This window comes from Ruegeria sp. AD9 (assembly GCF_056542305.1).
In genome coordinates, this window is sequence record NZ_JBQFZP010000005.1 from 25,947 (window position 1) to 48,804 (window position 22,858).

Annotated in this window: 23 protein-coding genes and 1 pseudogene; 14 read left to right on the forward strand and 10 right to left on the reverse strand. The window is 57.0% G+C overall.

Annotated elements, in window-relative coordinates; genetic code table 11:
* The first annotated feature begins 21 nt into the window (after window positions 1-21).
* Both ACR0AM_RS09085 and ACR0AM_RS09090 read left to right on the forward strand, forming a co-directional pair.
* Complete coding sequence (locus tag ACR0AM_RS09085; protein ID WP_480518988.1) at window positions 22-1,566, forward strand: hypothetical protein; 1,545 nt, start codon at window positions 22-24, stop codon at window positions 1,564-1,566.
* A gap of 154 nt (window positions 1,567-1,720) precedes the next feature.
* The gene (locus ACR0AM_RS09090) at window positions 1,721-2,476 is read left to right on the forward strand and encodes an IS5 family transposase (RefSeq protein WP_480607774.1); all 756 of its coding nucleotides are present in this window, start codon (window positions 1,721-1,723) and stop codon (window positions 2,474-2,476) included.
* 207 nt (window positions 2,477-2,683) lie between these two features.
* Here ACR0AM_RS09090 and ACR0AM_RS09095 read toward each other — a convergent pair whose 3' ends face one another.
* From ACR0AM_RS09095 to ACR0AM_RS09105, 3 genes and pseudogenes are all read right to left on the reverse strand, one after another.
* A complete protein-coding gene (locus ACR0AM_RS09095) occupies window positions 2,684-5,335 on the reverse strand; it encodes an AsmA family protein (RefSeq protein WP_480622713.1) in 2,652 nt (883 codons plus the stop codon).
* A gap of 309 nt (window positions 5,336-5,644) precedes the next feature.
* A complete protein-coding gene (locus ACR0AM_RS09100; RefSeq protein WP_480622849.1) occupies window positions 5,645-5,866 on the reverse strand; it encodes a hypothetical protein in 222 nt (73 codons plus the stop codon).
* Window positions 5,814-6,154 (reverse strand): annotated as a pseudogene (locus ACR0AM_RS09105) (transposase). Before ACR0AM_RS09105 ends, ACR0AM_RS09100 begins: the two are co-directional and overlap by 53 nt.
* A gap of 350 nt (window positions 6,155-6,504) precedes the next feature.
* Between ACR0AM_RS09105 and ACR0AM_RS09110 the strand changes: the two are divergent.
* The 4 genes from ACR0AM_RS09110 to ACR0AM_RS09125 all read left to right on the forward strand — a co-directional run bounded on the left by ACR0AM_RS09110 (window position 6,505) and on the right by ACR0AM_RS09125 (window position 10,153).
* The gene (locus ACR0AM_RS09110) at window positions 6,505-6,831 is read left to right on the forward strand and encodes a potassium channel family protein (RefSeq protein WP_480518982.1); all 327 of its coding nucleotides are present in this window, start codon (window positions 6,505-6,507) and stop codon (window positions 6,829-6,831) included.
* 181 nt (window positions 6,832-7,012) lie between these two features.
* The gene (locus tag ACR0AM_RS09115; RefSeq protein ID WP_480518980.1) at window positions 7,013-8,092 is read left to right on the forward strand and encodes an AI-2E family transporter; all 1,080 of its coding nucleotides are present in this window, start codon (window positions 7,013-7,015) and stop codon (window positions 8,090-8,092) included.
* A complete protein-coding gene (locus ACR0AM_RS09120; RefSeq protein ID WP_480518978.1) occupies window positions 8,089-9,153 on the forward strand; it encodes an HlyD family secretion protein in 1,065 nt (354 codons plus the stop codon). Before ACR0AM_RS09115 ends, ACR0AM_RS09120 begins: the two co-directional genes overlap by 4 nt.
* Window positions 9,143-10,153 (forward strand): DUF2955 domain-containing protein, encoded by a 1,011-nt coding sequence (locus ACR0AM_RS09125; protein WP_480518976.1) that lies wholly within the window; start codon window positions 9,143-9,145, stop codon window positions 10,151-10,153. The genes ACR0AM_RS09120 and ACR0AM_RS09125 overlap by 11 nt, the downstream gene beginning before the upstream one ends.
* 594 nt (window positions 10,154-10,747) lie before the next feature.
* Here the strand turns inward: ACR0AM_RS09125 and ACR0AM_RS09130 are convergent.
* Window positions 10,748-11,011 carry a DUF2312 domain-containing protein gene (locus tag ACR0AM_RS09130; protein WP_209505782.1) on the reverse strand — a complete coding sequence of 88 codons (264 nt, stop codon included), beginning with the start codon at window positions 11,009-11,011 and terminating at the stop codon, window positions 10,748-10,750.
* A gap of 246 nt (window positions 11,012-11,257) precedes the next feature.
* Here ACR0AM_RS09130 and ACR0AM_RS09135 point away from each other — a divergent pair, with 246 nt between their 5' ends.
* Window positions 11,258-11,476 (forward strand): hypothetical protein, encoded by a 219-nt coding sequence (locus ACR0AM_RS09135; protein WP_480622714.1) that lies wholly within the window; start codon window positions 11,258-11,260, stop codon window positions 11,474-11,476.
* A 9-nt stretch (window positions 11,477-11,485) separates the two neighbouring features.
* Here ACR0AM_RS09135 and ACR0AM_RS09140 read toward each other — a convergent pair whose 3' ends face one another.
* Window positions 11,486-11,701 (reverse strand): hypothetical protein, encoded by a 216-nt coding sequence (locus ACR0AM_RS09140; protein ID WP_480473611.1) that lies wholly within the window; start codon window positions 11,699-11,701, stop codon window positions 11,486-11,488.
* Window positions 11,702-11,945: 244 nt separating this feature from the next.
* On the opposite strand from ACR0AM_RS09140, the gene ACR0AM_RS09145 reads away from it, so the two are divergent.
* Genes ACR0AM_RS09145 through ACR0AM_RS09160 form a run of 4 tightly spaced genes read left to right on the forward strand, consistent with a single transcriptional unit; the run spans window position 11,946 to window position 14,147 of the window.
* Complete coding sequence (locus ACR0AM_RS09145; protein ID WP_480622715.1) at window positions 11,946-12,809, forward strand: MBL fold metallo-hydrolase; 864 nt, start codon at window positions 11,946-11,948, stop codon at window positions 12,807-12,809.
* 34 nt (window positions 12,810-12,843) lie between these two features.
* Complete coding sequence (locus ACR0AM_RS09150; protein ID WP_480495067.1) at window positions 12,844-13,272, forward strand: YeeE/YedE family protein; 429 nt, start codon at window positions 12,844-12,846, stop codon at window positions 13,270-13,272.
* Window positions 13,272-13,706 carry a DUF6691 family protein gene (locus ACR0AM_RS09155; protein WP_480518974.1) on the forward strand — a complete coding sequence of 145 codons (435 nt, stop codon included), beginning with the start codon at window positions 13,272-13,274 and terminating at the stop codon, window positions 13,704-13,706. Before ACR0AM_RS09150 ends, ACR0AM_RS09155 begins: the two co-directional genes overlap by 1 nt.
* 9 nt (window positions 13,707-13,715) lie before the next feature.
* The gene (locus tag ACR0AM_RS09160; RefSeq protein WP_480622716.1) at window positions 13,716-14,147 is read left to right on the forward strand and encodes a protein tyrosine phosphatase family protein; all 432 of its coding nucleotides are present in this window, start codon (window positions 13,716-13,718) and stop codon (window positions 14,145-14,147) included.
* A gap of 12 nt (window positions 14,148-14,159) precedes the next feature.
* Here ACR0AM_RS09160 and ACR0AM_RS09165 read toward each other — a convergent pair whose 3' ends face one another.
* The 5 genes from ACR0AM_RS09165 to ACR0AM_RS09185 form a co-directional block, all read right to left on the reverse strand.
* Window positions 14,160-15,248 (reverse strand): FliM/FliN family flagellar motor C-terminal domain-containing protein, encoded by a 1,089-nt coding sequence (locus ACR0AM_RS09165; protein WP_480622717.1) that lies wholly within the window; start codon window positions 15,246-15,248, stop codon window positions 14,160-14,162.
* Between the two features lie 78 nt (window positions 15,249-15,326).
* A complete protein-coding gene (locus tag ACR0AM_RS09170; protein ID WP_480622718.1) occupies window positions 15,327-18,005 on the reverse strand; it encodes an ATP-binding protein in 2,679 nt (892 codons plus the stop codon).
* A complete protein-coding gene (locus ACR0AM_RS09175; RefSeq protein ID WP_480518966.1) occupies window positions 18,005-18,310 on the reverse strand; it encodes a hypothetical protein in 306 nt (101 codons plus the stop codon). Before ACR0AM_RS09175 ends, ACR0AM_RS09170 begins: the two co-directional genes overlap by 1 nt.
* On the reverse strand, window positions 18,310-18,690 hold the full coding sequence (locus ACR0AM_RS09180; RefSeq protein ID WP_480473617.1) for a response regulator transcription factor: 381 nt from the start codon (window positions 18,688-18,690) through the stop codon (window positions 18,310-18,312). The genes ACR0AM_RS09175 and ACR0AM_RS09180 overlap by 1 nt, the downstream gene beginning before the upstream one ends.
* 76 nt (window positions 18,691-18,766) lie before the next feature.
* The gene (locus ACR0AM_RS09185) at window positions 18,767-20,059 is read right to left on the reverse strand and encodes a helix-turn-helix domain-containing protein (RefSeq protein WP_480622719.1); all 1,293 of its coding nucleotides are present in this window, start codon (window positions 20,057-20,059) and stop codon (window positions 18,767-18,769) included.
* Window positions 20,060-20,268: 209 nt separating this feature from the next.
* Here ACR0AM_RS09185 and ACR0AM_RS09190 point away from each other — a divergent pair, with 209 nt between their 5' ends.
* From ACR0AM_RS09190 to accC, 3 genes are all read left to right on the forward strand, one after another.
* Window positions 20,269-20,805: a LuxR C-terminal-related transcriptional regulator gene (locus ACR0AM_RS09190; RefSeq protein ID WP_209505755.1), complete on the forward strand. Its 537-nt coding sequence runs from the start codon at window positions 20,269-20,271 to the stop codon at window positions 20,803-20,805.
* A gap of 151 nt (window positions 20,806-20,956) precedes the next feature.
* A complete protein-coding gene (gene accB / locus ACR0AM_RS09195; RefSeq protein ID WP_480473619.1) occupies window positions 20,957-21,451 on the forward strand; it encodes an acetyl-CoA carboxylase biotin carboxyl carrier protein in 495 nt (164 codons plus the stop codon).
* Window positions 21,452-21,460: 9 nt separating this feature from the next.
* Window positions 21,461-22,810 carry an acetyl-CoA carboxylase biotin carboxylase subunit gene (gene accC / locus ACR0AM_RS09200; RefSeq protein ID WP_480495078.1) on the forward strand — a complete coding sequence of 450 codons (1,350 nt, stop codon included), beginning with the start codon at window positions 21,461-21,463 and terminating at the stop codon, window positions 22,808-22,810.
* The last annotated feature ends 48 nt before the right edge of the window (window positions 22,811-22,858 follow it).

Below are 22,858 nucleotides of genomic sequence, written 5' to 3' on the forward strand. Positions count from 1 at the left end.
TTGAAGCTACAGAGGCTGACCATGAGAGACCAACCGAGCAACGAAGAGATAGCCCAACAACTTGAGCAAATCCTGGCATCGCCTGACTTCACGGCTGGCCCAAGGATACAGAAATTCCTCGCCCACATTGTTACCGAAGAACTTGAGGGTCGGGGCGAATACCTGAAGGGCACTGCTCTTGCGATGGATATCTTCGGACGCGGCGCCGATTTCGACTCAAACAATGACTCCATTGTCCGGATCGAAGCGATCAAGCTGCGCAAGGCAATTGAACACTACTACCTGACGGCTGGTGTCGCCGACGAGATCATAATCACTGTTCCGAAGGGCAGGTATCGCCCGCAGTTCGTGCGGCGCGCGGTAGAGGAAAGCAAAATCCAAAAAAGAATCCCTCGTGGACTACCAACACTCGCAATCTTGCAGTTTGAAGGTGCGGACTCCGAAAAAGCCCTGATTTTCCGAGAAGGGTTGCCTGAGGAGATCGCGCTCGAGCTCGCCCGCTTTGGCCAGATCAAAGTGTTGTCAGGTTGGCACACCGACCACTCTACGCGGGAGATAGGGCAACAAGAACTTATAGAGAGCTCAGACTACATCTTGAGAGGCAATGTCCGGGAGGCTGGTGGGAGCCTGCGTGTGTCAGTTCAACTCGACCGAAACCCTGGAAAAGCTTTAGTCTGGTCCGACAGGTTTCGCGTTTCCGGCGATTCAGAAGATCCCTTCGATGTGCAGGAACAAATTGCGCGGCAATGCGCGACCCGTATGGCGGACGCCTACGGCGCAGTCGCCGAAGATCTCAATGCGCAATACTCCGGGAGGCGTGCGGAAGATGCAGGTGTCTTTGAGGCCCTTCTGGCGTTTCACGCACACATGCGGACTTCACGCCGATCCAGTCTCGAAGAGTTCAGTGACCTCATCGACACCGCGCTACGCGACAATCCTTCGAGCGGGTTGGCCCACGCGCTCAAGGCCATTGCACTAATCGAGGAAGCAGCTTTGGGCGCCCGGTCTGCGGAAGATGTTGTCTCCGATGGAAGGAGCCATGCAGAAACGGCCATCGCGTTGGCACCTAACTGTCAGGAAGCTCTCTACGCCGCTGCGAGTTTCGCGCGATTCCACGGTGAGAACACCCGGTACGCAAACCTGATAGAGCGCGCTATCGAGGCGAACCCGAATGCCACGTTGTTGACTGCGATGGTGGGAGGTTGGCTCGCCGCAATCGGGGACACGCGAGAAGCGACAGCCATGATCGAAGGCGCAAGAGAACACAACCCGCTACTGCCAATCTGGATCAACATCCCTTGTGCGCTCGATCCCTTCATGCGGGGCGAATACGAGGTGGCCTCGGATATGATCAGCGAGGTGGATGGCCGTGACAATCTGTACGACTGGATGCTGATTGCCGCCATGCATGCAATGGCCGGGCGAATAGATATGGGGAAAAAGGCTCTGGCGGCATTCTTCGAGGCCGGGGTCGACCCAGAATATTTCCTGCGTTCGATCCCGCTTGCGGAGCCTGTCGCAGGACGCATCGAGCAGGGGATTAGCGCTCTACTCTCCGTTAAATGAGCTCCAACCGAACGCGGGCTTTGGAAATTGGCGCTGTGTTTTGCTAACGGTTGCCCCTTCCGTCAGACGGCGGAAAAGTCGGCATTCTTGACGTTCGATATGGCGGTTCCAACCGGCGTAAGCCCGTGATTCAAGGGCGACGGGAGGAATGCACATGTCGCATCTGTTTTGGCATAAGTCAGACCACGTGAACCGCATCAAACACCTTTTCCCGAAACCTCGCGGGGGTGGACGATCCGACGACCGAATGGTGCTTAGCGGTATCATCCATGTCATTCGAAACGGCCTTCGGTGGCGAGACGCTCCGGCGGATTATGGGTCGCACAAGACGCTCTACAATCGTTTTGTGAGATGGTCCCGCATGGGTATCTTTGCCCGTATCTTTAGGGAACTGGCTCAGCCAGGACAGGATGGTGAAACCATCATGATCGACAGCACTCACCTGAAGGCACACCGAACAGCGTCAAGCCTCTCAAAAGGGGGGGCTCGAACCCGTGCCATCGGTCGCACAAAGGGCGGTTTGAACAGCAAACTGCACACGGTCTGCGACAGACGTGGAAGGCCACTGACGTTCTTCCTCTCATCCGGCCAGATGAGCGATGCAAAGGGTGCTATGGTGTTGCTGGGCAGCCTTCCACGAGCCAAATCACTCTTGGCAGACAAAGGGTATGATGCAGACTGGTTCCGTGAGGCGCTTGCCGAACGCGGCACCGAGGCCTGCATACTGGCGCGACGTGGTCGAAGAAATCCGGCTGAACATGACGCCAAGCTATATCGTCAGCGCCATCGCATCGAGAATCTGTTTGCCAGATTGAAAGACTGGCGCCGTATCGCGACGCGCTATGACAGGTGCGGTGACTTGTTCCTGTCCGCCATATGCCTTGCCGCGACCGTCATCTTTTTGTTGTGAGTCCTGACCGTAGGGACATGGCAACCTGGAACGCATAACTTTGCCCCGAGACATCAATTGAGCTGTTTGGGTCAAAGTTCAGCCAGACGCAGAATGCGGAATCGTTGCTTTCGGCATTGGTTAAAGTGATAAAGAACGTGCGGTTTTTCGGAAGAATTGTCTGCTTCTTAAACCCTAGATTTGTTCTTTCTCTGTCGGCCCCCGCCGCTACTGCAATTGCAAGATATCCGGAACGCATAGCTTTCTTTTTGTCGGCATTTTGTCCGCACCATCCGATCGTTTCAGTCTTTTTGGTCCGTCTTTGACCTTAACCTTCGGCTTAGCCAGCGGGCCCTTTAAAGTCACTGGCCACGGACTTCTCGAAAGAGGCTCTCCGATTTTGCGGGGTTGTAGATTTAGGTCCAAGGCCTTGCCCGCCAAATCAACAGCACCAAAGACGACAACCTGGACGTGATCTGTTTCCAACGTGGTTTGTTTCGTCGAGAGGTTCCCATTGGAAATACTAATCGGCGCTCGCAGACATACAATTGGAGCTACCTTCTGTTTTTCCTTGGTAAACACCCAAGGTAGCAGCCCTAACCCTGCCAGATCTAAAAGCTGGGTTTCGATCGAGCCATCACGCAGTGACACTGTGGCGTTGCCGCTCATAGTGTTAGTAAAATGCTTAGGTGAATCGGTTCCCCCTGTCACCGAAAAGTCTGTATAGATCTTACCGCTCGCGCCTTTCTTGAAGTTCAGATTGTGAAGAATATCCTCCAACTGCCAGCCACCCGCTTTGCCGGTCAACGTGAGCAGGTGCGCGTCGTTTGATAGATCCATTTGCCCGCTGACGTCAAAACTTGCGCCCCCGTATTCAAACTTCAAAGGCCCAGCCTTCAGCTCGTTTTTGTTGAGCGTCAGTTCGCTCTGCAAACTGCTGATGCCCTTGGCACCCTCTATGTGCCGAAGGTCGATGTCGACATCCATATCCATACCGGACAAGAGAATTGAACGCCCGATAGGTTTAAGCGTTACATCTCTTAGCGCACCTTGGTCGCGCTCGTCTTCTTGCTTAGTTTCTTTCTCTTCCGGCTCTGGACCGCCTATTTTCCTCAACTGTGCAGCAGCCTGAACGATGGTTCGGATCTGATCTACCTTTATCAGGTCACTCTCTATGGAACCCTGCAGTACAGGGTCACTTGTCGCATCATCAAGATCGGCCACAATTTGCAAGACCGAGTCGGCAACCTCGACGTTGGCACTCGCGTTCCAATCAGTGCCTTCACTAACGATGTCTATTTCAAGGCGAGCCTGCCCAGTTTCCACGCGTTCAAGCGATAGAGCCTCCAATAGGTCCGCTCCGGATGGGACTGCGACATCAATGGCCAAATCCAGGTCCTCGAATTTAAGTACATTTTTAACAGTGCCATGCACCTCGAGGTTCCAGACTTCCGTTTCGCTTGTCTTTGCATCCAAATTCGTCAGCGAAAGCTGATTGATGTCACCGTTCAAATGGAAGCCGCCGGAAAACCTGCCGAGTTGGTCGTCCGGTCCTAGGAGTTCTGGTGAGATCAAACTGCTTGCATGAATATCCATTAGGCCTTCGGCTGATATTCCTTGCACCTGAAGCGCGTCATCGACCGAACCTTTCAAAATGATAAACGGATTGGCGGGTTCCCCAATTCTCAGGTTGATGCTCCCAACCCTTAAGGCGCCTTCGGGTGTTCTAGAGAGCTCGGAGAACTCTATCGGGGGCGGGCCTTCGCCAGACGTGTCCAACGTGAAGCCGTTGGTCTCAATAACCATTTGTCGCTGCGGAATCTGCCCAGGCACGCTGTCAATAACCATGTCAACCGCGATAAGTTTAAGATCATATCGCGATGCGGCAGGGGCTGGTTCAGCATCTTCAGGGTACAACCTAATGCGGGTTGTCAGCGATACGTCTTCCGGGTTTCCCAATTCTCCGACCTGCCCCGTCAGCGATAAGCTTTGTCCGCCTTCCAATTCAGCCAATACAGATAGGTCGTCAATTCGTGCTACGCCGTCAACTGATTTGAACGTTGCACCAATATTCCCAGTACCTTCCAAAACGCGGTTTAGCTTCAGGATATCGAGAAACTGGCCAAGTTCGGCAACATCTAAGGTCGTTTTCACTTGTAACCCGTTCTCTTGAGGGACTTCCTGAGCGGCAATCGAGATCTGTTCGAAGTTCACTGCAACCTGAAACGGGTCTTCCGCGGGAAATGTCCCGTTCAGATCAAAACTCTCTCCGTTTAGCGAACCAGTCCCAACTGCGGTCGCAACGTCGGTTTCCGAATCACGCTTCAAAAGCAACTCAGTCAGCTGCAGATTCAACTCAAGCCCATTTAGATCGTTCCGGTAAAGAACGGCAACATTAGTCAGGTCAAGTTTGTGGTCCGTTAGAATTCCAGATACTGGCAGCTTCGGAGATTTTGCAGGTGTCCCGGCATTAACGTCCGCTTGGGAAATGGACTGCCAGTTTCCGACGCCTGCTTTGTCTGTGATCAGGTTCAGGTGAACCCCCAAGAGAGAAAGGTCACTCAGCGAAAGTTTACTGTTCCAGAGGTCGCGCGCGGAAACTTCAAACTCAATTTCATCGATTGCTGCCAAGTTCACATCAGCATTCGGAGGTCCAGGCAATACCAGCCCCGCCGCTGATACCTGCAATTGCCGACCAAGACCCAGACGCACTTCATCTTCAATTCTAACCTCTTGACCAAGTTTCTTAGAGATCAGATTTTCAACGAAAGTTTTCCTGACAGAGGAAAACAACGCAGAAGACAGGAAAAGCCAAGCTGCCAACACAGCGACAAACGCGACAGCGCAACAAATCAACATACCTTTCGCAACGTATCGCAAGGCTTTCTCCTAATATTCCGTTTCATCCCGTGGGCAACCTAGACCATTTGATCAATAAATTAATGAAATATATGGTCGGCTACTATTCTGAACTGTAAATGACCTTGACCGTATAGCTGGCACTCTCGCCGATTTGGTCGAACGTCTAAGAAACGGGTAAATGACCAACGCTCTGTTTGTGCGGCACACCGGCCTGTTGCCCAAATCAGGGGGTGAGCACACTTCCCCTTTCCCCGGACGGATTTATGCTACGGGCTCAGTGTTGGTTATGCCAAGAGCTGTGCAGCGGTTGAGCACCGCAATCCGGACCTAGAACTCGGCAACCTGCCGATTGAAGTCTCGGGCCATGATGCCTTGGCCAAGGAGTTTGACGCAGTTCATCTTTGTCTCTGCGCGGCTTTGGGCATCGCCGATGTTGCTTGTCGTGACATCAACCGCGCGGATCTCCAGTGTTTCTTCATCTATTCCGAGATGAAGCTTACGCCACAGGCGCTTTTTTACTGCCGCCATGTTTGCGGGCGTTCCACTCACCTTCGCCCTCAGCTTTGATCCCGGTCGCGTCGATCAACAGGTGCAACGGCCCAGTTCCACCGCGGTATGGGATAGAGACGTTCAACGTCTTCTGGTGACGACAGAGGGTAAGAAGTCCGGAACTTTCCGGTCAAGCCCTGCTGGGCGCAACAGGCTTTCAACGAACCCTGTCGTCTGGCGAAGAGGCATGCCGAACAGCACCTTCAGCATCAGACAAACCTGGATCGCTGCATCGCTGAACTCTGGCTGACGACCGCACTTGCCCGTCGCTGGCGCATACCATGCCATCTCAGGTTCAAACCAGATCGATAGTGAACCGCGCTGCTTCAACGCCGTGTTGTACGACGGTCAGTTCTTGGTCTTGTACTTCGTAGGGGACCAACTGCTCATACTCTCCAGCTATCAACTTGGATTCATGGAGTGAATCCCTAAGCGCAATTGTGCAACAAAACCCGGCACACCCAGTTTCTGAACAGCTGGTTTGAAGTGGATTTCAAAAGCCAGAAACGGACACGTTGCATGAGCTTTGACTATGGCTGCTGGACACATCTTCCAAACTACAGGCAATCAGATTCCTTCTATTCCCCACATTCATGTAATTACTGCTATATGTGAATTCTTCAATCAACGAGGACAAGATGAACTCACTAACCAGAATAACACGAGGGATAGGCGTCGCTTTCAAGGACGGTAGAGTTAAGGGCATCCTTGCCTTCACAATTGGAATGATTTTTTGGGCCTCGGTCTTTTACCACTTTGTCGAAGGTTGGAGTTGGCTCGACTCAATCTACTTTTCTGTAGTGACAATTTCGACCGTGGGGTTTGGTGACTTCTCCCCTGAAACTGCGGCAGGAAAAATCTTCACAATGGTATACATCATCGTGGGCCTCGGTGTCTTCGTGACAGCAGCTACCACGGTGGCAGATACGATCTTGTCTCAAGACGACGAAAAAACGGATAAATAGATTATACCCAATTCAGCCAAACTGAGTTCATGCGCAGGTATTAGTTTGACTAGGCACCTCAGGCCGCGCCCCAGATTAACTTGTGTCTTCAAGCTGATAGGCGGACGCATAAAACTAAAACATATATACATATTTTACTTTTTGAGTGTAATGTTCAGAAAACAGCTAGTGGAGGGATGGAATGGAAAAGACCCAGGACGCGAAGATTGTCGATCTGGCGATACGATTGCTCTTTCTCGGACTATTCCTTTACAGCGCTCTGGTCATGGTGGCCCCGCTTGCAAGCGTAGTTATCTGGGCAACGATCCTCTGTGTGGCGCTTTACCCGGTATTTAATTGGATGCAGTCCAAGTTAGGAGGCCGAAAGAAGCTTACAGCGACGATCTTGGTTTTGATGGGTCTTGTTCTGACCCTCGGGCCAGTCGCAACTGCGGTGTCTGGTGCCGCAGAACTTGGGTCTGAATTCGCGGAACAAGCAGACAGGGGTGAATTGAAAATCCCCCCAGCGCCCGAAGGTATCAAGGAACTACCGCTAGTCGGAGGAAAAATTGCCGATGTCTGGGGAATGTTCGAACGGAATCTGGACGGTGCGCTTGCAAAATACGGCGCCCAGATTCTTGAGATCACTAAATCCTTATTTGGAAAGGTGCTGGGGATCGGAATTGGACTTCTCGGCCTTGCATTGTCGGTATTGATAATGGGGGCTTTGTTTAGCCCAGGGCCGAATCTGGTTCAGGGCCTTCAGCACTTTGCAAACCGTGTATTTGCGCCGCGTGGCGGTGAATTCGTAACATTGGCGGGGGCAACGATCCGTAATGTAACAAAGGGTGTAATCGGCGTTGCAGCGATTCAAGCGGTGGTCGTTTGGGTATTGTTGGTGCTGTTCGGGATTGGCTCGGCCGCCACGCTGGCGTTCATCTGCCTGATCCTCTCGATCATCCAGATTGGACCCGGCTTGGTTCTTTTGCCTGTTATCATCTACGCATGGAGTTCCATGTCCGGAGGTGCAGCTTTGATCTTCACCATACTGGCGATTCCCGTAACAATTATGGACAGCTTCCTGCGGCCCGTATTTATCTCAAAAGGCCTTGATACGCCCATGCTTGTGATCCTCATCGGGGTGCTAGGAGGCATGATGGCCTATGGCTTAATCGGCATTTTCATGGGCCCCGTTTTGTTTGCTGTCTTCTATGAGTTGTTCAAAGTCTGGATCGACGCCTCACCGGGCACCGAAAACGCCGCTGAAGGAGTGGCGAAATGAGGAAAACGATCTGGTCTACATTGGCTGTCATTCTCATCTTTCTCGTCTGGTATCTGGTCGCTGACCGCAAGACACCTTTCACCGGGAACGCCAGAGTAAAGGCCGTGGCGACCCAGATCGTTCCGCAGGTCACTGGGACGGTGACCGAGGTTCTTGTTGAAAACGGTCAGGTCGTTTCGGCAGGAGACGTTCTAGTTCGGATTGATGCCAGACCTTACGAAATTGATCGCGACAAAGCCGAAGCCGATCTCGAGGCAGCCACTCAGGAAGTGGGAGCGTCGTCAGCGGAAGTAAGCGGCGCGCAAGCCAAACTGGCAAGGGCGCAGAGTGATCTCGACACCATGCGTCTGCAGACGGAGCGTGTGTTTGCGCTTGAAAAGAAAGGGTTGATTGCCGTCTCAAAGGCCGATGATGCCCGAGGGCAACTGGCACAGTCCGAGGCGAACTTTGAGAACGCAAAAGCAGATCTTGAAAAGGCGAAGCAGCGGCTTGGTGTTGACGGGATTGATAACCCGAAAATCCAGCGCGCGTTGGCGGCCTTGGCGGATGCAGAACTAAACCTTGAATGGACTGAACTGCGTGCTCCGGCGACAGGTATAATCTCGAATCTGCTGATAGCCCCCGGAACGTATGCGAGATCCGGCCAAGATCTTCTGACATTTCTGGATGCAACCGACATTTGGATCGAGGCGTACTTTACCGAGAACAACTTGGGAAGAGCTTCGGTGGGGTCTCCGGTTGATGTAGTGTTGGATATGCATCCCGGTCAAATTGTTACGGGCGTCATTGAGAGCTTCAGTGCTGCTGTGTCTTTGAGTGGCGGTGATGAACCCGGAAAATTGGCTAGCCCACCAAGCACAAAGGGATTTTTGCGTGAGCCGGAAAGGTTCCCGGTCAGGATTATCTTGCCCGGCTATGAAGCTGGTAGTGCTGAAGATGATCTTCGTTTCCAACTGAACGGGCAGGCCGATGTGATTATGTATCTTAGTGACAACTCGTTGCTGAACCTCGTGGGCCGTACCTACATCCGTGTGGTATCAATTCTGTCCTATGCGTACTGAGGACCGCCGCTCTGTCACCCGGCTTGCGCTAGGTGTTACCGGTGTATTTACATTGGGCCTGTTTCTCGGGTGGCCACTCGCCGTCGTCGGGGCGGTTTTCACTGCCCTTTTTCTTCAAGCGCCTGCCGCTTTGCCTTTGGCAGCATTTGCTAAGTTGTTTGTCTTTTCAATTGGATTGATGTTCATTTCCTTCTTGGTCTCGTCAATCTTCTCGCCATATCCTCTTGTGTTCCTCATCCTCGTGGCCATTGGAATAATCCTGTCGTTCATTTGGTCAGTTTCTGGTGCCGGAGTATTGCCGGGTGTCATCGCCCTCATGGGGGCCTTGATGATTCCAAACCTGGTTCTGCAATCTCAGAATCTGGCTTTGGTGCTCGTGTATTGGATACCGTTGAACCTGCTTTTTGCAGGCTTCGTATCGACGCTGATGTTCGTGTTGATACCCGCTGAACCTCAAACGGCGGCTCAAAAGAAGGCAGCAACGTCGCCGGACTTCGACCCCCATCGCCGAATTGTCAGGATGTCGCTTGTAACAGTTCCGTTTGCTATGGCGTTCTTTATTTCCGGAGCGTCCGCATTGCTGGTTCTGTTTTTTGTCGCTCTGCTGAGCCAGCAACTTGCGGCTATGCCTGCCGCAGGCAAAACCGTTGCAAAAGCTATGCTGACGGCAAACCTTCTTGGGGCGGCAGTATCCATCATATGCTATGAAATAAACGTAATAGCTCCGGTTATTCTGACGCCCGTTCTGCTATGTTTTTTCTTCTGTCTGACCCTCGGAGCACTTGGAAAATCTCAAGTCCCGCTCGCAGCTGCCGCCGGCTCTGCTATTACAACGGCTCTGATTGTGTATGGTGGGTCTGTTGCACCATTTTCAGACGAGGCTGACGTCAAGAGCATCACTCGAGTATTACAAGTTGCTAGTGCCGCCTTCTTTGTAATTATCGCATATGTCGTTGTGGATGAATTCTGGCCGGAAAAAGAGCGCCACGCAACTCAATGAAGTTAGTTGCCAAGTGGTATGGTTCTGAATCAAGTAGAGTTCCCAGCTTGACCACTTTTATTTAATTCATCCGAGTCGAAAGACGTCTGCATTGTCCGGAGGCTGTGTGGAAACGCGCAGCATTCTGTCTGTTTCTGAGGATTTGAGTCTTGGCGCGGAGTTTTCCCTAGATTTCTCAGTTTCGGTTGCAAAACGACCTTAGTGGCTGTTTTGGCCCGTCCAGGTTGATGGGACCGGTGCGGCGGCTGGTTTTCCGGCCGTAGAAACCGCCTATGCCTTCATTGCGGCAATCAATGCGGGTGTTCCGATCAGGTTCATCACGCGGGTCGGCGCCTTTGGCCATAGGCGTTTCAGAGGCTATAGTGGTTCGAGTTTAGTTTATGGGCGGTTCGATACAGCCCGGAGGCGTCAAGTGCAGTGCCTGCGGGATCGCGCGACTGCTCTGATCACTTGGCGTCGGACGAAACCGACCACGCAAAATGAAATGATAGCTGCGGTTGAAGGCCCCGGAACAGGGGAGTCTGACCCCGATATTTCTCCGCTACGCAGACCAGGGGATGGACTGCGGCGGAGCGTGTTTCGTGGCGGTCGGGCTTAGGTCATGCCCAGCGCTTCTTTGTACATTTCGATAACGGCCTCTTGCTCGGCGATGTCATCCTTGTCCCTTTTTCTGAGGGAGATGATGCTGCGCAGGGCCTTTACGTCATAACCGCGCGACTTGCTTTCGGCGTAGACCTCTTTGATCTGGTCGGCGATGTCTTTCTTTTCCATCTCAAGGCGCTCGATACGTTCCACAAACTGGCGCAGCTCGCCTGCGGTGACCTTGTAATTTGCTTCTGCTTCTTCAGACATGCTCATCTTTTTTGTTCCCGGTTATGGACCTGCAACCAGAAGTGGACAGCCTGTTGTTGGCAGTGAACGGCGGTGGCCCGATCATCGGGGGCACCTTCGAAACGCGCCTGTCCCAGAGGCTGAAACCCTAGTGTGGAATGCCGGATACAGTGCTGCCGCCCGGGTCGCAAGCACCCATTGGGCCGGCGCACTTGTATGACCCCAACCGATCCGTTAAGCGCGTGATCAGGTCACGAGGATATGCGGGGAACCATGTTTGAATTCATCACCTGGGGCGGTGCGGCCCTGTCTGTGGCCGGGCTTGCCGGTCTGGTCTGGTGCATTCTTTGCGTGATGCGGGCGCGCAAGGCCGATCTGTCGGATGACGAGCTGCGCGCTGTGGTTCAGGGGGTCCTGCCCTGGAACCTGGCCTCGCTGTTTCTGTCGGTGCTTGGATTGATGCTGGTCATCCTCGGGATATCCCTTGGATGACCATCCGGTTCACACCGGCAAGTTATCAAACTGCGCTTCAATCGCGTCTTCGCACAAGGCCGCATCCAGACGACGCAAGCGCGAAGGCACCTCCATCCCCTGCTGCCGCATTCGGTCAACAACCTTACTTACACTCGGCTGAAGCGCCAAACGCGTTTCCAGACCCGCGTTTACAAGCTTACGTTCAAGCTGCTCGGCTTCGGAATAAAGACCAGTCGGTGTCATAACCATCCTCCCAAGTGGCGCCAGTATCCCCAATATACGTAACGGGATTGCGACCCGCAGATAATATCGTAACCTTGTGCGGGAAATTGCCTGCCATGGTCGAAGTTTCGGCAATCTGACGCGGATAGGCTAAAGATTAAGCCAGGATTTCAGCGGTTGCTTTGACCGGCATCAAATTCAGGTTCGATATTGCATCACATTCCAATTCACATATATGATATGCGTGACCGAAACGGAGAAGATCATGACACCGAAAGTGAAAGCGTTTTTTGACGAGCAGACCTTCACGGTTTCCTATGTGGTTCATGAACCTCAGGGGCGAGCCTGCGCCATCATCGACAGCGTGCTGGATTTCGACCATGCCTCGGGGCGGACGTCGACAACCTCGGCGGACAAGATCATCAATTTTGTGCGCGCGCAGGACCTTAAGGTCGAGTGGATTCTGGAAAGCCATGTCCATGCCGATCACCTGTCGGCGGCCCCCTATCTGCAACAGGAGCTGGGCGGCAAGATCGGGATTGGCGATCAGATCGTCACCGTGCAGGACACGTTCGGCAAGGTTTTCAACGAAGGAACCGAGTTTCAGCGCGATGGCAGCCAGTTTGATGCGCTGTTCAAGGAAGGCGACAGTTTTCACATCGGCCAGATGCGGGGCGACGTGCTGCATACGCCGGGTCACACACCGGCTTGCATGACCTATGTGATTGGCGACGCCGCATTTGTCGGTGACACACTGTTCATGCCCGATTTTGGTACCGCACGTTGTGATTTCCCCGGAGGATCGTCGGCTACGCTGTTCCAGTCGATCCAGAAGATACTGTCGCTGCCGGACAACACCCGCATCTATGTCGGGCATGATTACAAGGCTCCGGGCCGCGACGAATACGCGTGGGAGACAACGGTAGGTGAACAAAAGGCGCTAAACGTCCATATCGGACAGGGGCGCAGCATCGAAGAATTCGTGGAAATGCGCGACGCGCGGGACGCCACGCTGGCCATGCCGCGGCTGATCCTGCCGTCTTTGCAGGTCAACATGCGGGCCGGTCAGATGCCCCCGGCGGATGAACAGGGCGATGTTTTCCTGAAATTGCCGGTCAACAAGCTGTGAAGCGGGAACAACAAATCACAAAGGGAATTCCCACATGAATATAGAGTGGATCTGGGGGCTGTGCGGCGGTCTGGTGATCGGTCTGGCCGGGGCGGTTTACCTGCTGGGCAATGGCAGGATCATGGGCGCAAGCGGCATTCTGGGCGGCCTTGTCGATGGCAGCGCCAAGGGGAGCATGGCCGAAAAGCTGGCCTTTATTGCGGGGCTTGTCGGAATGCCCCTTCTTCTGCGCCCGTTGATCCTGCCCGAGGCTCAGACGCATCTTACCAGCAATCTGGGTGTTGTCATTCTGGCCGGGCTGCTGGTCGGTATCGGTACACGGATCGCCAATGGCTGTACCTCGGGGCACGGGGTGTGCGGGATCTCTCGGTTCTCGCTGCGCGGCATCGTGGCCACCGTTTTCTATATCCTTGCCGGGGGCGTGACCCTTGTGCTGCTGCGTCATGTGATGGGAGTGATCTGATGCGTCTTATCATTGCGTTGATCGCCGGATCACTGTTCGGTGCCGGGTTGCTGATTTCGGGCATGACGGACACCACAAAAGTTCAGGGCTGGCTGGATGTGTTTGGCAACTGGGATCCGACGCTGGCCTTTGTGATGGCCGGTGCCATTCTGCCGATGCTTGTGGCATGGCGGATGACTACAGGTCGCCAAAACGCCCTGACCGGCGGAGCCTTTCCACCCCCTGCCAAGCCCGAGGTTGATCGCAGGCTGATCGTGGGTTCGGTTCTGTTCGGGATGGGCTGGGGATTGGCCGGGCTGTGCCCCGGACCGGCAATGGCCTCGCTGAGCTATGGCGGGCTGGGCGGGCTGGTCTTTCTGGTTGCAATGGCGGCTGGGATGTTCGTGGCACCACCGCTGGGCGCGCAGCTGGACAGGGCGGCAAACGCGGCCTAAGGAATTGTCATGGAGATTCGTCAGATTACCCCCCGCTATGCTGTCTCGCCGCAGATCACGGTCGAGGATGTTCCGGCCATCGCCGAGGCTGGCTTTGCCAAGGTGATCTGCAACCGGCCCAATGCCGAAGTTCCCCCGGCCATGCAATCCGATGCGATCGGCGAAGCGGTGCGGGCCGCCGGTATGGAATATGAGGTGCTGGAGCTGACCCACCAGACGATGACACCTGAGAACGTGAAGCGGCAGCGCGACATGGCGGAAAACGGCAGAGGCCCTGTTCTGGCCTATTGCGCCTCGGGCACGCGGTGTTCGGTTGTCTGGGCGCTGGGCCAGTGCGACCACATGAGCACGGACGACATCCTGAGTGCGACCGGCAAAGCCGGGTATCAGCTGGACAATCTGCGCCCCATGCTGGACCAGATGCGCGGCAATGGCGGCTAGGTGCCCCTTAACCTAGCTGGCGGACTCCGGGGGCGCCAGCCCCGCCAGCTGCGTGATTTCCGCGACCATCCGTTCTGAATCGTTCACGATCAGATCGCTATCTGTCAGATCTGACACCCCGGCCGGGACGGTCTGGGCGTGCGCATCATGCACAGCCGGTTCAACCGGGTGATCTTGCGGTGGTGTTCCACTTTTGCTGGCGATGAAGTCCTGCGCGTCAGAACCAGTCAGGGCTGGCAATGCAGCGGTTTCATTCAGCCGCACGGCCCGGAGACCACCGCATTGCCCAAGGCGGCCGATACCGGCGCGTGTCCGGTCGATCGTCAGAACCTCGGTCCGGTCCAGACGCGCCCCGCGCAACGGCAGAATGTCCCCGATCCGCATTCCGGATAGTTCGGACAGCGGCAGCGACATGCGGCACAGCGCGGCGGTCAGTTCCGCCCGCATCACGCCTGAACACTGATCCATACGCAGGTCAGCCTTTTCCCCGGTATCTTCTGCCACATCCGGGACGGCAGGATGTTCCGGCAGAAAGACCGAGATGCGACCCTGCTGCTCTCCGTTCGCCAGATCGACGGTCAGTTCGAAAATGCGATACACCTCTTCCGTCATCGCCAGCGACAGGGTGCGCAAATCCTTGGCGCGAAAAGAATATTCCAACCCCGCAAGGCAAATCTGATCCGATGAGGCGTCGAACAACGCGGCGGAACCGGTCAACGCGGCTTCGATCAAGGGAGCCACGATGGCGGCGTCCGTATCCGTGAACGTGCGTGCGCCGGGGTCACCGGGCAGAACCTGACCAATGGTCTGGGCCTGAACAATGGCCGAGACCACATTCGGGTTCAGACAGGCCGCGGCGCGGCCTTCAGGGCCGTCAAACACCAGCAGCAGCCAATCCTGCCCCGCCGCGTCCCCCGGCACGTCTTGCGACTGGCTGGATTGTTTTGCCCCGATAACCGCCAGCGGCAGGTTCAGCCGGTCGCTCGCAGCCCGCGCGAACCCAAGGCGCAGCGCCCGCAGAACCGAACGCGGGCGATCCCCCAGATCCTTTTGTCCGACGGACAGTTTGCGCGCCAACGCGGCATTGACATCTTGTGACATGACGCCCGATCACCAATTGTTCCAGCACCTGGCAACCGGTTTACACCCTCGGGCGTTACCAAGTCCTTTATGGCCGCGTCACTGCGCCGCCTGCTGATAGGCCTGTGGCAGGCTGATCCGGAAGGCCGCGCCGCCCTGCCCCGGCAGATAGGTAATCTCACCCCCCAGCCGCTGCATGATTTCGCGGCAGATGGCCAGACCAAGCCCCGCTCCGCCAGCTTTGTCGCCGCCCACGCGGGCAAATTTTTCAAACACCATCGAGCGCGCACCCGGTGGGATGCCGCTGCCATTGTCGATGAAGTCGACGATGACCCGGCCGCCGACATCATGGGCGGAAATGACCAGCACCGGATCGTCCGCGTCACAGTATTTCTGCGCGTTCGAGATCAGGTTGATGAACACCTGCCCCAACCGATCCAGATCCGTATGCAGAAAGATACGTTCGGCCGTGCGGGTCCGGCGGACGGTGATCTTTCGGTCCGCCCCGGCCAGAGCGCTGGGCACGGCGCGGTCCAGAACCGAGCGCAGGCTGTCATCACTGAGATTGAGGCTGACCTGCCCGTTTTCAAGCACGCTCAGATCCAGCAGATCATCGAGCAGCCGGGTCAGGCGCAGGGCTTCGTCATGAATGATCGCGGCATAGCGGGTCTGCTCCTGGCGGCTGAGGCCATCGGTGTCGCGCATGATTTCCGAAAACGCCCGGATCGAGGTCATCGGCGTGCGCAATTCATGACTGACCTGGCTCAGGAAGCTGTCCTTCTGTTCAGAAATCTGGGTGAGCTTGGCGTTAGCCTCGCGCAGCTGGCGTGCGGTTCGGCTGAGTTCGGAGGACTTTTCCTCGAGCTGGCCGGAATATTCCAGCAACTGCGCGGATTCGTCGGCCACGGCCAGCAGATCCTCGACCGAGACCGACGATCCGCCCACGATCTGGCCGATCATCGCATGGGCCATGGCCGCGCCGACCGAGCCACTGAGCTCGCGTTCCAGACGGTTGAGAAAGCCCGGCGTCGGCTCTGGCAGGTGCGAACGGCCACCCTGTTTTTGCGCCTCGGCCTGAAAGAACTCCTGTGTGGGGCCGGTGCCCAGAATGCGCTGCGTCATGATCATCAGGTCTTCGCTTTGCGCCACTGACCCGGACCAACCGCGCGGCGCGACCGAGTGATCGAAGACGTTGACGAACTGCGCCCCTTGCAACCGTTCCAACGGGCTGGGAAAGCTGAGCAGGGACGCGACGCAGAAGGCAAGCGTGTTCAGGGACAAGGACCACATCACCGTATGCACCATCGGATCGATCCCCTCGATCCCGAACAGGGCATGAGGGCGCAGCCAGCCGAGACCGAACAAGCCGTTTTGCAGCACGGTTTCGGGCATCCACGCGCCGCCCATCCCCGGCAGCAGCAGGGTGTAAATCCACAGCACAAAGCCGACGGTCAGCCCGACCAGCGCCCCGGTCCGGGTCGCCCTGCGCCAGAACAGCCCCCCAACCAACGCTGGCAGAATCTGCGAGATACCGGCAAAGGCGATCAACCCGATCGAGGCCAGCGCCGCACCGCCACCGGACAGCCGGTAGTAGAAAAAGCCCAGCGCAATGATGGCGGCAATGGAAACTCGGCGTGCCATAAGAACAATGTTGCGCACATCGCCCGATACCGAGCCGGTGCCTTCCTGCGTGTTCAGCCAGATGGGCATGACCACATGGTTTGACACCATCGTCGACAGGGCCATCGCACTGACGATGACCATCGAGGTTGCCGAGGAAAACCCACCGATGAAGGACAGCATTGCCAGCCAGTCATTGCCTTGGGACAGCGGCACGGTCAGCACGAACAGGTCTGGGTTGGCACCCTGGGGCAGCAGGTCGAGACCAACCACGGCGATGGGCACGACAAACAGGCTCATGAACAGCAGGTAGAGCGGGAAGGCCCAGGCAGCGGTTCTGAGATGGCCTTCGTCATCGTTTTCCACCACCATCACCTGAAACATCCGGGGCAGGCAGATAAAGGCGGCGGCGGACAGAAAGATGAACGTCGTCCAACGCCCGGCATCGACGTTCCACTGGCCGATTTCCGAGGCGTCGATCCGGTCCATCATCGGGCCAATGCCGCCCGCGATCCCCCATACCACGAAAACGCCCACGGCGATCAGCGCAAACAGTTTGACAACGGCCTCGACCGCGATGGCCGTGACCACGCCATGATGACGTTCGTTCACGTCCAGATTGCGGGTGCCGAACAGGATGGCAAACACGGCCAGACCAGCCGCGACCCAAAACACGCTGGACCCTTCACGGTAGAGGCCTGACGGGTCAGCCTCGGCAAAGATCGAGAATGACAGGGTAATCGATTGCAGTTGCAGTGCGATATAGGGCGTGCCGCCCAGCACCGCCAGAATGGTCACGCAGACCGCCAGCGTGTTCGACTTGCCATACCGGGACGACAGCAGGTCGGCGATCGAGGTGACCCGCTGGCTGCGCCCGACGCGCACCAGCTTGCGCAGCCCCCACCACCAGCCGACCATCACCAGCGTCGGACCGAGGTAGATGGTGACAAACTCCAGCCCCGACCGCGCGGCGTTGCCCACCGCGCCATAAAACGTCCAGGCAGTGCAATAGATCGACAGGGACAAAGTGTAGATCACGGGCGAACGCAACCATTTGCCACGCCCGGCCGCAGCCATGCGATCCGCGGCGAAGGCCACCGCGAACAGGAACACGACATAGCCAAGGCAAACCAGAATCAGAATATTTATGGTGGCCATCACTCAGCGCCCGTGTCCGATCCTTCACGCGCGGCCATGCGGCGGGCGGCCAGCCCAAAGACAAACCCGGCCAGGATCAGCGCGCCCCAGCAGAGGAATATGTAATACATCGCCGAGGACAAGGGCACCGCCGCATCCCCGCCAGACCGATCCGGCCACAATAACGGAAGGGCCAGCAGCGCCGCGCCCAGAAAGGGCAAAATCCGGGCAGCATCCGTCAACCTGTGACGGCGATAGCTTTGACGTTCCAGAAAAAGCGAAGGGCGTGCGCCCGGTGGTTTGGTCTTGTTGCCCTCGCCGGACATCAAATGCGCGTCGCCTGCGCGTGAAGATCACGCACGGCTGTCAGAACTTCGGCATTGGAAAACGGTTTAGTCATGAAGCGGCTGACGCCTGCGTTTTCGGCCATTTCCCGGTCGCGCGACTGACCCCGTGCGGTCAGCATCAGAACCGGCAAGCCTGCCAGTTCCTCCATTTTTCTGAGTTCCCGAAGGATATCCATACCGTTCTTGCCCGGCAGCATGACATCCAGAATGACCAGATCGGGCTGCGCCCCCTGGATCACCTGAACCGCATCCGTTCCATCGCCATGCGTTTCGACCTGCCATCCCTCGCGCGACAGCAGGAACCGGATAGCCTCGGCGATGTTCGGTTCGTCCTCAATCAGCAGAACCTTTCGGCTCATATGTTCAATTCCTCCCTAACCGGCCTTCCATCCCGGGACCGGTTCCCGCCAGATTAAGCGGTCTGTCATGAACGTGTCAAAAACCTTCGCTCAAAATCGACGGCTCGCGCCGGGCTTTGCAATCGCGGTTTGGGCAGACACGGCAATTCGGCCCCACCTGAGTGACCGGCACCCCGTCTGACGGGTCCCTGACCGGGCGCACCACCATGACCGAGCGATAGGCCGGGTCCTGATCGTATCCCGACACCGCATGCGGCCACGCATAAGCGACGCAGTCGAACACGGCCGAGGACCTGCCGGTCAGGACGACCTGCTTGCGCACCGGCACCAGCGGACGGCTGAGGGCTGTGAACAGCGGCCAAAGCGGGCAGACATCGCCATGCCGGGGCAAGGTAAACCCCTGAATCGGTTTGAGAAACAGGATACTTCCGGACGCGTCGCACAGCACCATGCCAACCGGTTGTGACAGGATGCCATCCGGCAGAAAGGCCAGCCGCCTGAGGACGGTGGCAAAATCAACCGAGAACCGCTGCGCCAGTTCGATGGGGTTCGGATCACCCTGTTGAACAACCGCTTTGACGGCCTCCAGCGGCAGGGCCTGCGCGTCTGCGCGATAAATTCTGAGAACTTCGCGCGCGACGGTGCGCGCCGCCGAGGTATTGAGCCCGCTCAGGTCAACCGCGTCCACATCGCCACCGTCTTCCAGTTCGGAAATCGTGTAGCCGCGGGTTTCAAAGAAGGCTTCGACCTCTTCCAGGGGAACGGCACGTGGATCAACTGCCGAGTCGCTTTCGTCGAGGAAGGTCACCAGCGCCTTGGAACTGCCTGCCAGCCGTTCGGCATCCTGATGCAGGTTCTTGTGGAAACGCTCGCGCCATTCGGCCTCGATATCTTGCGTATCCGCAAGGATCGCGGCGGTCGAGCGTATGGCTGCGGCGGTTGACAGAACCTCGTGCATCGACGCGGCCAGTTGCGGGTCGTGCGTAAGGCGGTCGGACAGGGTTTCGACGTTCCGCTCCAAAGACACGACACGGCGATGCATCTGCGCCAGAACACCGGCCCAGCCGGGAAAACGACCGGCAAACTCCTCAAGCCCGTCAACCTCGGCCTGTTGCCCGACCGCTTCTTCGGCCGCTTCACGCAGGGCGGAAACCAGAGTTGCCTCGATCCCTCGTGTCAGGACCGAAGGTTCAACGCCCAGCGCCGCCGCGATATCGACCAGCAACTTGCCCCCGATCCTGCGGCGATTATGTTCGATCAGGTTCAGATAAGACGCCGATACGCCGGCCTGCCGCGCCAGTTCCGCCTGCCGCAGTCCGGCAATCTGGCGTCTTTCGCGAATGCGGCTGCCTGTCAACGTGTCGCGCATGTCTACTTTCCCTGAATTCAGATCCGGCGGAATTCACATTCGTTTTCAGATTATAGCATCTGTTTCCGGAGGTTAACCATTTCTTTTCAACTGGCATTTACAACTTTCACAACTTGGCGCAGACCAAGCCTTCGGTTTCGGGCGTCAATCTGGCGCAAGACATCGCATCCCCCCTTCATTTCCGCGCGCTTTCCCGGCACCATACACACATGAGCGACCCCGCCTTTGAATATGCGCCGATCGGGCTTGTTGAGCTGGAAAACCGGATCATCCGGCGCTGCAACCTGCAATTTGCCCGCACCTTTGGCGGAGAAGAAAACGACTATCGCAACATGCCGCTGTTGCACCTTTACCCTTCGGTCGCTGATTGGGAGAGGATCGGTGAGCGCAGCCTGCAGGTGATGCGCGGCACCGGGTACTACACGGATGAGCGTGTCATGCGCCGCCGCAGCGGGGACCTGTTCTGGTGCCGCGCCCGGGGTCGGTCGCTGACGCCCGACGACCCGTTCCGCCACGGCATCTGGAGCTTTTCCGACATATCCGAGGAACGACCGCTGGTTGAACTGACCATCCGTGAACGCGAAGTGGCCATCCTGTCCTGCCGTGGCCTGTCGGCCAAGGAGATCGGAGCAGAGCTGGGACTGAGTTACCGCACAATCGAAGCTTACCGCGCCCGTTTGCTTGAAAAATTCGGCGCACGAAAGCTGTCTGAACTGGTCGCCAAATTATCGGGGATGCCCCTGTGACCTGTCCGACCCTTTAAATTACGCGTGAAACGCATGCCAGATGGTGCGAGTCGGCGCTTTTCATGCACCGCCGCTTAGCCTATAACCCTGCGTAATTTGATCAGAGCCCGCAAGAAACAGACGGGCCAAAGGGGAACCGTCGAGGATACTCATGACAGACACCAAACACGAAGCGGATGTGGCATTCATCAAGGCTCTGGCCGAGTTGCTGCGCGAAAACGATCTGACCGAGTTGCAGGTCAAACGCGAATATGGCGAAGAAGACAGCCTGAACGTGCGCGTCAGCCGTATGACACAGACCGTGGCCGCTCCGGTTCAGATGGCTGTTCCTGCAGCAGCGCCCGCCCCCGTTGCGGCACCGGCTGCGGCCCCCGCGGCGGCCCCTGCTGCCGCCGAAGATCCGGCCAGCCATCCGGGCGCTGTCACCTCGCCTATGGTGGGCACGGTCTATATGCAGCCGGAACCCGGAGCGCCCGCTTTCATTTCCGTCGGCGCGACAGTGTCCGAAGGCGACACGCTGCTGATCGTCGAAGCGATGAAGACCATGAACCACATCCACGCCCCCAAATCAGGCACCATCAAGCGCGTGCTGGTGGGCGATGGCGACGCTGTTGAGTTCGGCACCCCTCTGGTCATCATCGAGTAAGGCGGGCCCATGTTCGACAAGATCCTGATAGCCAACCGAGGCGAGATCGCCCTGCGCGTCATCCGCGCCGCACGCGAGATGGGGATAAAGACGGTTGCCGTCCACTCCACCGCCGACAGCGACGCGATGCATGTGCGCATGGCGGACGAATCGGTGTGCATCGGCCCCCCGCCCAGCCCGCAAAGCTATCTGTCGGTGCCCGCCATCATCTCGGCCTGTGAGATCACCGGCGCGCAGGCGATCCATCCCGGCTATGGCTTTTTGTCCGAAAACGCCGAGTTCGTGCAGATCGTCGAAGATCATGGCATCACGTTCATCGGTCCCACCGCGGAACATATCCGCGTCATGGGCGACAAGATCACCGCCAAGGACACAATGAAGGCGCTGGGTGTGCCTTGTGTTCCGGGGTCGGACGGTGGCGTTCCCACGCTGGCCGACGCCAAACGCATCGGTGAGGAATTCGGTTATCCCGTCATCATCAAAGCCACCGCTGGCGGCGGTGGGCGCGGCATGAAAGTCGCGATGAACGCGGACGAGATGGAAAGCGCCTTTATGACCGCACGCGCCGAAGGCAAGGCCGCCTTTGGCAATGACGAGGTCTATATCGAGAAATACCTGACCACGCCGCGCCATATCGAGATTCAGGTCTTTGGCGACGGCAAGGGCAATGCGGTGCATCTGGGCGAGCGCGATTGTTCGTTGCAGCGCCGTCACCAGAAGGTCTTTGAAGAGGCCCCCGGCCCCTGCATCACCGCCGAAGAGCGTGCCCGGATCGGCAAGATCTGCGCCGACGCGGTGGCCAAGATCAACTATATCGGCGCAGGCACCATCGAGTTCCTGTATGAAAAGGGCGAGTTCTATTTCATCGAGATGAACACACGCCTGCAGGTGGAACACCCGGTGACCGAGGGCATCTTTGACGTCGATCTGGTGCGCGAACAAATTCTTGTCGCCGCAGGTGAGCCGATGTCATTCGGTCAGGACGATCTGAAGATCAACGGTCACGCCATCGAGGTTCGGATCAACGCAGAGAAGCTGCCGAAGTTTTCGCCCTGCCCGGGCAAGATCACGGCCTATCACGCGCCGGGCGGTCTGGGCGTGCGGATGGACTCGGCGCTTTATGACGGCTATTCGATCCCGCCTTATTACGACTCGCTGATTGCCAAGCTGATCGTGCACGGCCGCGACCGCAACGAAGCGCTGGCGCGCCTGAAGCGGGCTTTGGGAGAGCTGATCGTAGACGGCATCGACACCACCGTGCCCCTGTTCCACGCCCTGTTGCAGGAGCCCGATCTGCACAGCGGCGCGTACAACATCCACTGGCTGGAGCGCTGGCTTGCGGAGAACATGGAAAAATAAGGGCCATGTGCCAGAGGGCCCGCGCCCTCTGGTCGCCCTATCACCGGC

Bases quoted from the DNA above. Each gene is read 5' to 3' on its own strand.
- ACR0AM_RS09085 (WP_480518988.1), top strand. From the start codon at position 22: ATGAGAGACCAACCGAGCAACGAAGAGATAGCCCAACAACTTGAGCAA.
- ACR0AM_RS09090 (WP_480607774.1), top strand. From the start codon at position 1,721: ATGTCGCATCTGTTTTGGCATAAGTCAGACCACGTGAACCGCATCAAA.
- ACR0AM_RS09110 (WP_480518982.1), top strand. From the start codon at position 6,505: ATGAACTCACTAACCAGAATAACACGAGGGATAGGCGTCGCTTTCAAG.
- ACR0AM_RS09115 (WP_480518980.1), top strand. From the start codon at position 7,013: ATGGAAAAGACCCAGGACGCGAAGATTGTCGATCTGGCGATACGATTG.
- ACR0AM_RS09120 (WP_480518978.1), top strand. From the start codon at position 8,089: ATGAGGAAAACGATCTGGTCTACATTGGCTGTCATTCTCATCTTTCTC.
- ACR0AM_RS09125 (WP_480518976.1), top strand. From the start codon at position 9,143: ATGCGTACTGAGGACCGCCGCTCTGTCACCCGGCTTGCGCTAGGTGTT.
- ACR0AM_RS09130 (WP_209505782.1), bottom strand. From the start codon at position 11,011: ATGAGCATGTCTGAAGAAGCAGAAGCAAATTACAAGGTCACCGCAGGC.
- ACR0AM_RS09135 (WP_480622714.1), top strand. From the start codon at position 11,258: ATGTTTGAATTCATCACCTGGGGCGGTGCGGCCCTGTCTGTGGCCGGG.
- ACR0AM_RS09140 (WP_480473611.1), bottom strand. From the start codon at position 11,701: ATGACACCGACTGGTCTTTATTCCGAAGCCGAGCAGCTTGAACGTAAG.
- ACR0AM_RS09145 (WP_480622715.1), top strand. From the start codon at position 11,946: ATGACACCGAAAGTGAAAGCGTTTTTTGACGAGCAGACCTTCACGGTT.
- ACR0AM_RS09150 (WP_480495067.1), top strand. From the start codon at position 12,844: ATGAATATAGAGTGGATCTGGGGGCTGTGCGGCGGTCTGGTGATCGGT.
- ACR0AM_RS09155 (WP_480518974.1), top strand. From the start codon at position 13,272: ATGCGTCTTATCATTGCGTTGATCGCCGGATCACTGTTCGGTGCCGGG.
- ACR0AM_RS09160 (WP_480622716.1), top strand. From the start codon at position 13,716: ATGGAGATTCGTCAGATTACCCCCCGCTATGCTGTCTCGCCGCAGATC.
- ACR0AM_RS09165 (WP_480622717.1), bottom strand. From the start codon at position 15,248: ATGTCACAAGATGTCAATGCCGCGTTGGCGCGCAAACTGTCCGTCGGA.
- ACR0AM_RS09170 (WP_480622718.1), bottom strand. From the start codon at position 18,005: ATGGCCACCATAAATATTCTGATTCTGGTTTGCCTTGGCTATGTCGTG.
- ACR0AM_RS09175 (WP_480518966.1), bottom strand. From the start codon at position 18,310: ATGTCCGGCGAGGGCAACAAGACCAAACCACCGGGCGCACGCCCTTCG.
- ACR0AM_RS09180 (WP_480473617.1), bottom strand. From the start codon at position 18,690: ATGAGCCGAAAGGTTCTGCTGATTGAGGACGAACCGAACATCGCCGAG.
- ACR0AM_RS09185 (WP_480622719.1), bottom strand. From the start codon at position 20,059: ATGCGCGACACGTTGACAGGCAGCCGCATTCGCGAAAGACGCCAGATT.
- ACR0AM_RS09190 (WP_209505755.1), top strand. From the start codon at position 20,269: ATGAGCGACCCCGCCTTTGAATATGCGCCGATCGGGCTTGTTGAGCTG.
- accB (WP_480473619.1), top strand. From the start codon at position 20,957: ATGACAGACACCAAACACGAAGCGGATGTGGCATTCATCAAGGCTCTG.
- accC (WP_480495078.1), top strand. From the start codon at position 21,461: ATGTTCGACAAGATCCTGATAGCCAACCGAGGCGAGATCGCCCTGCGC.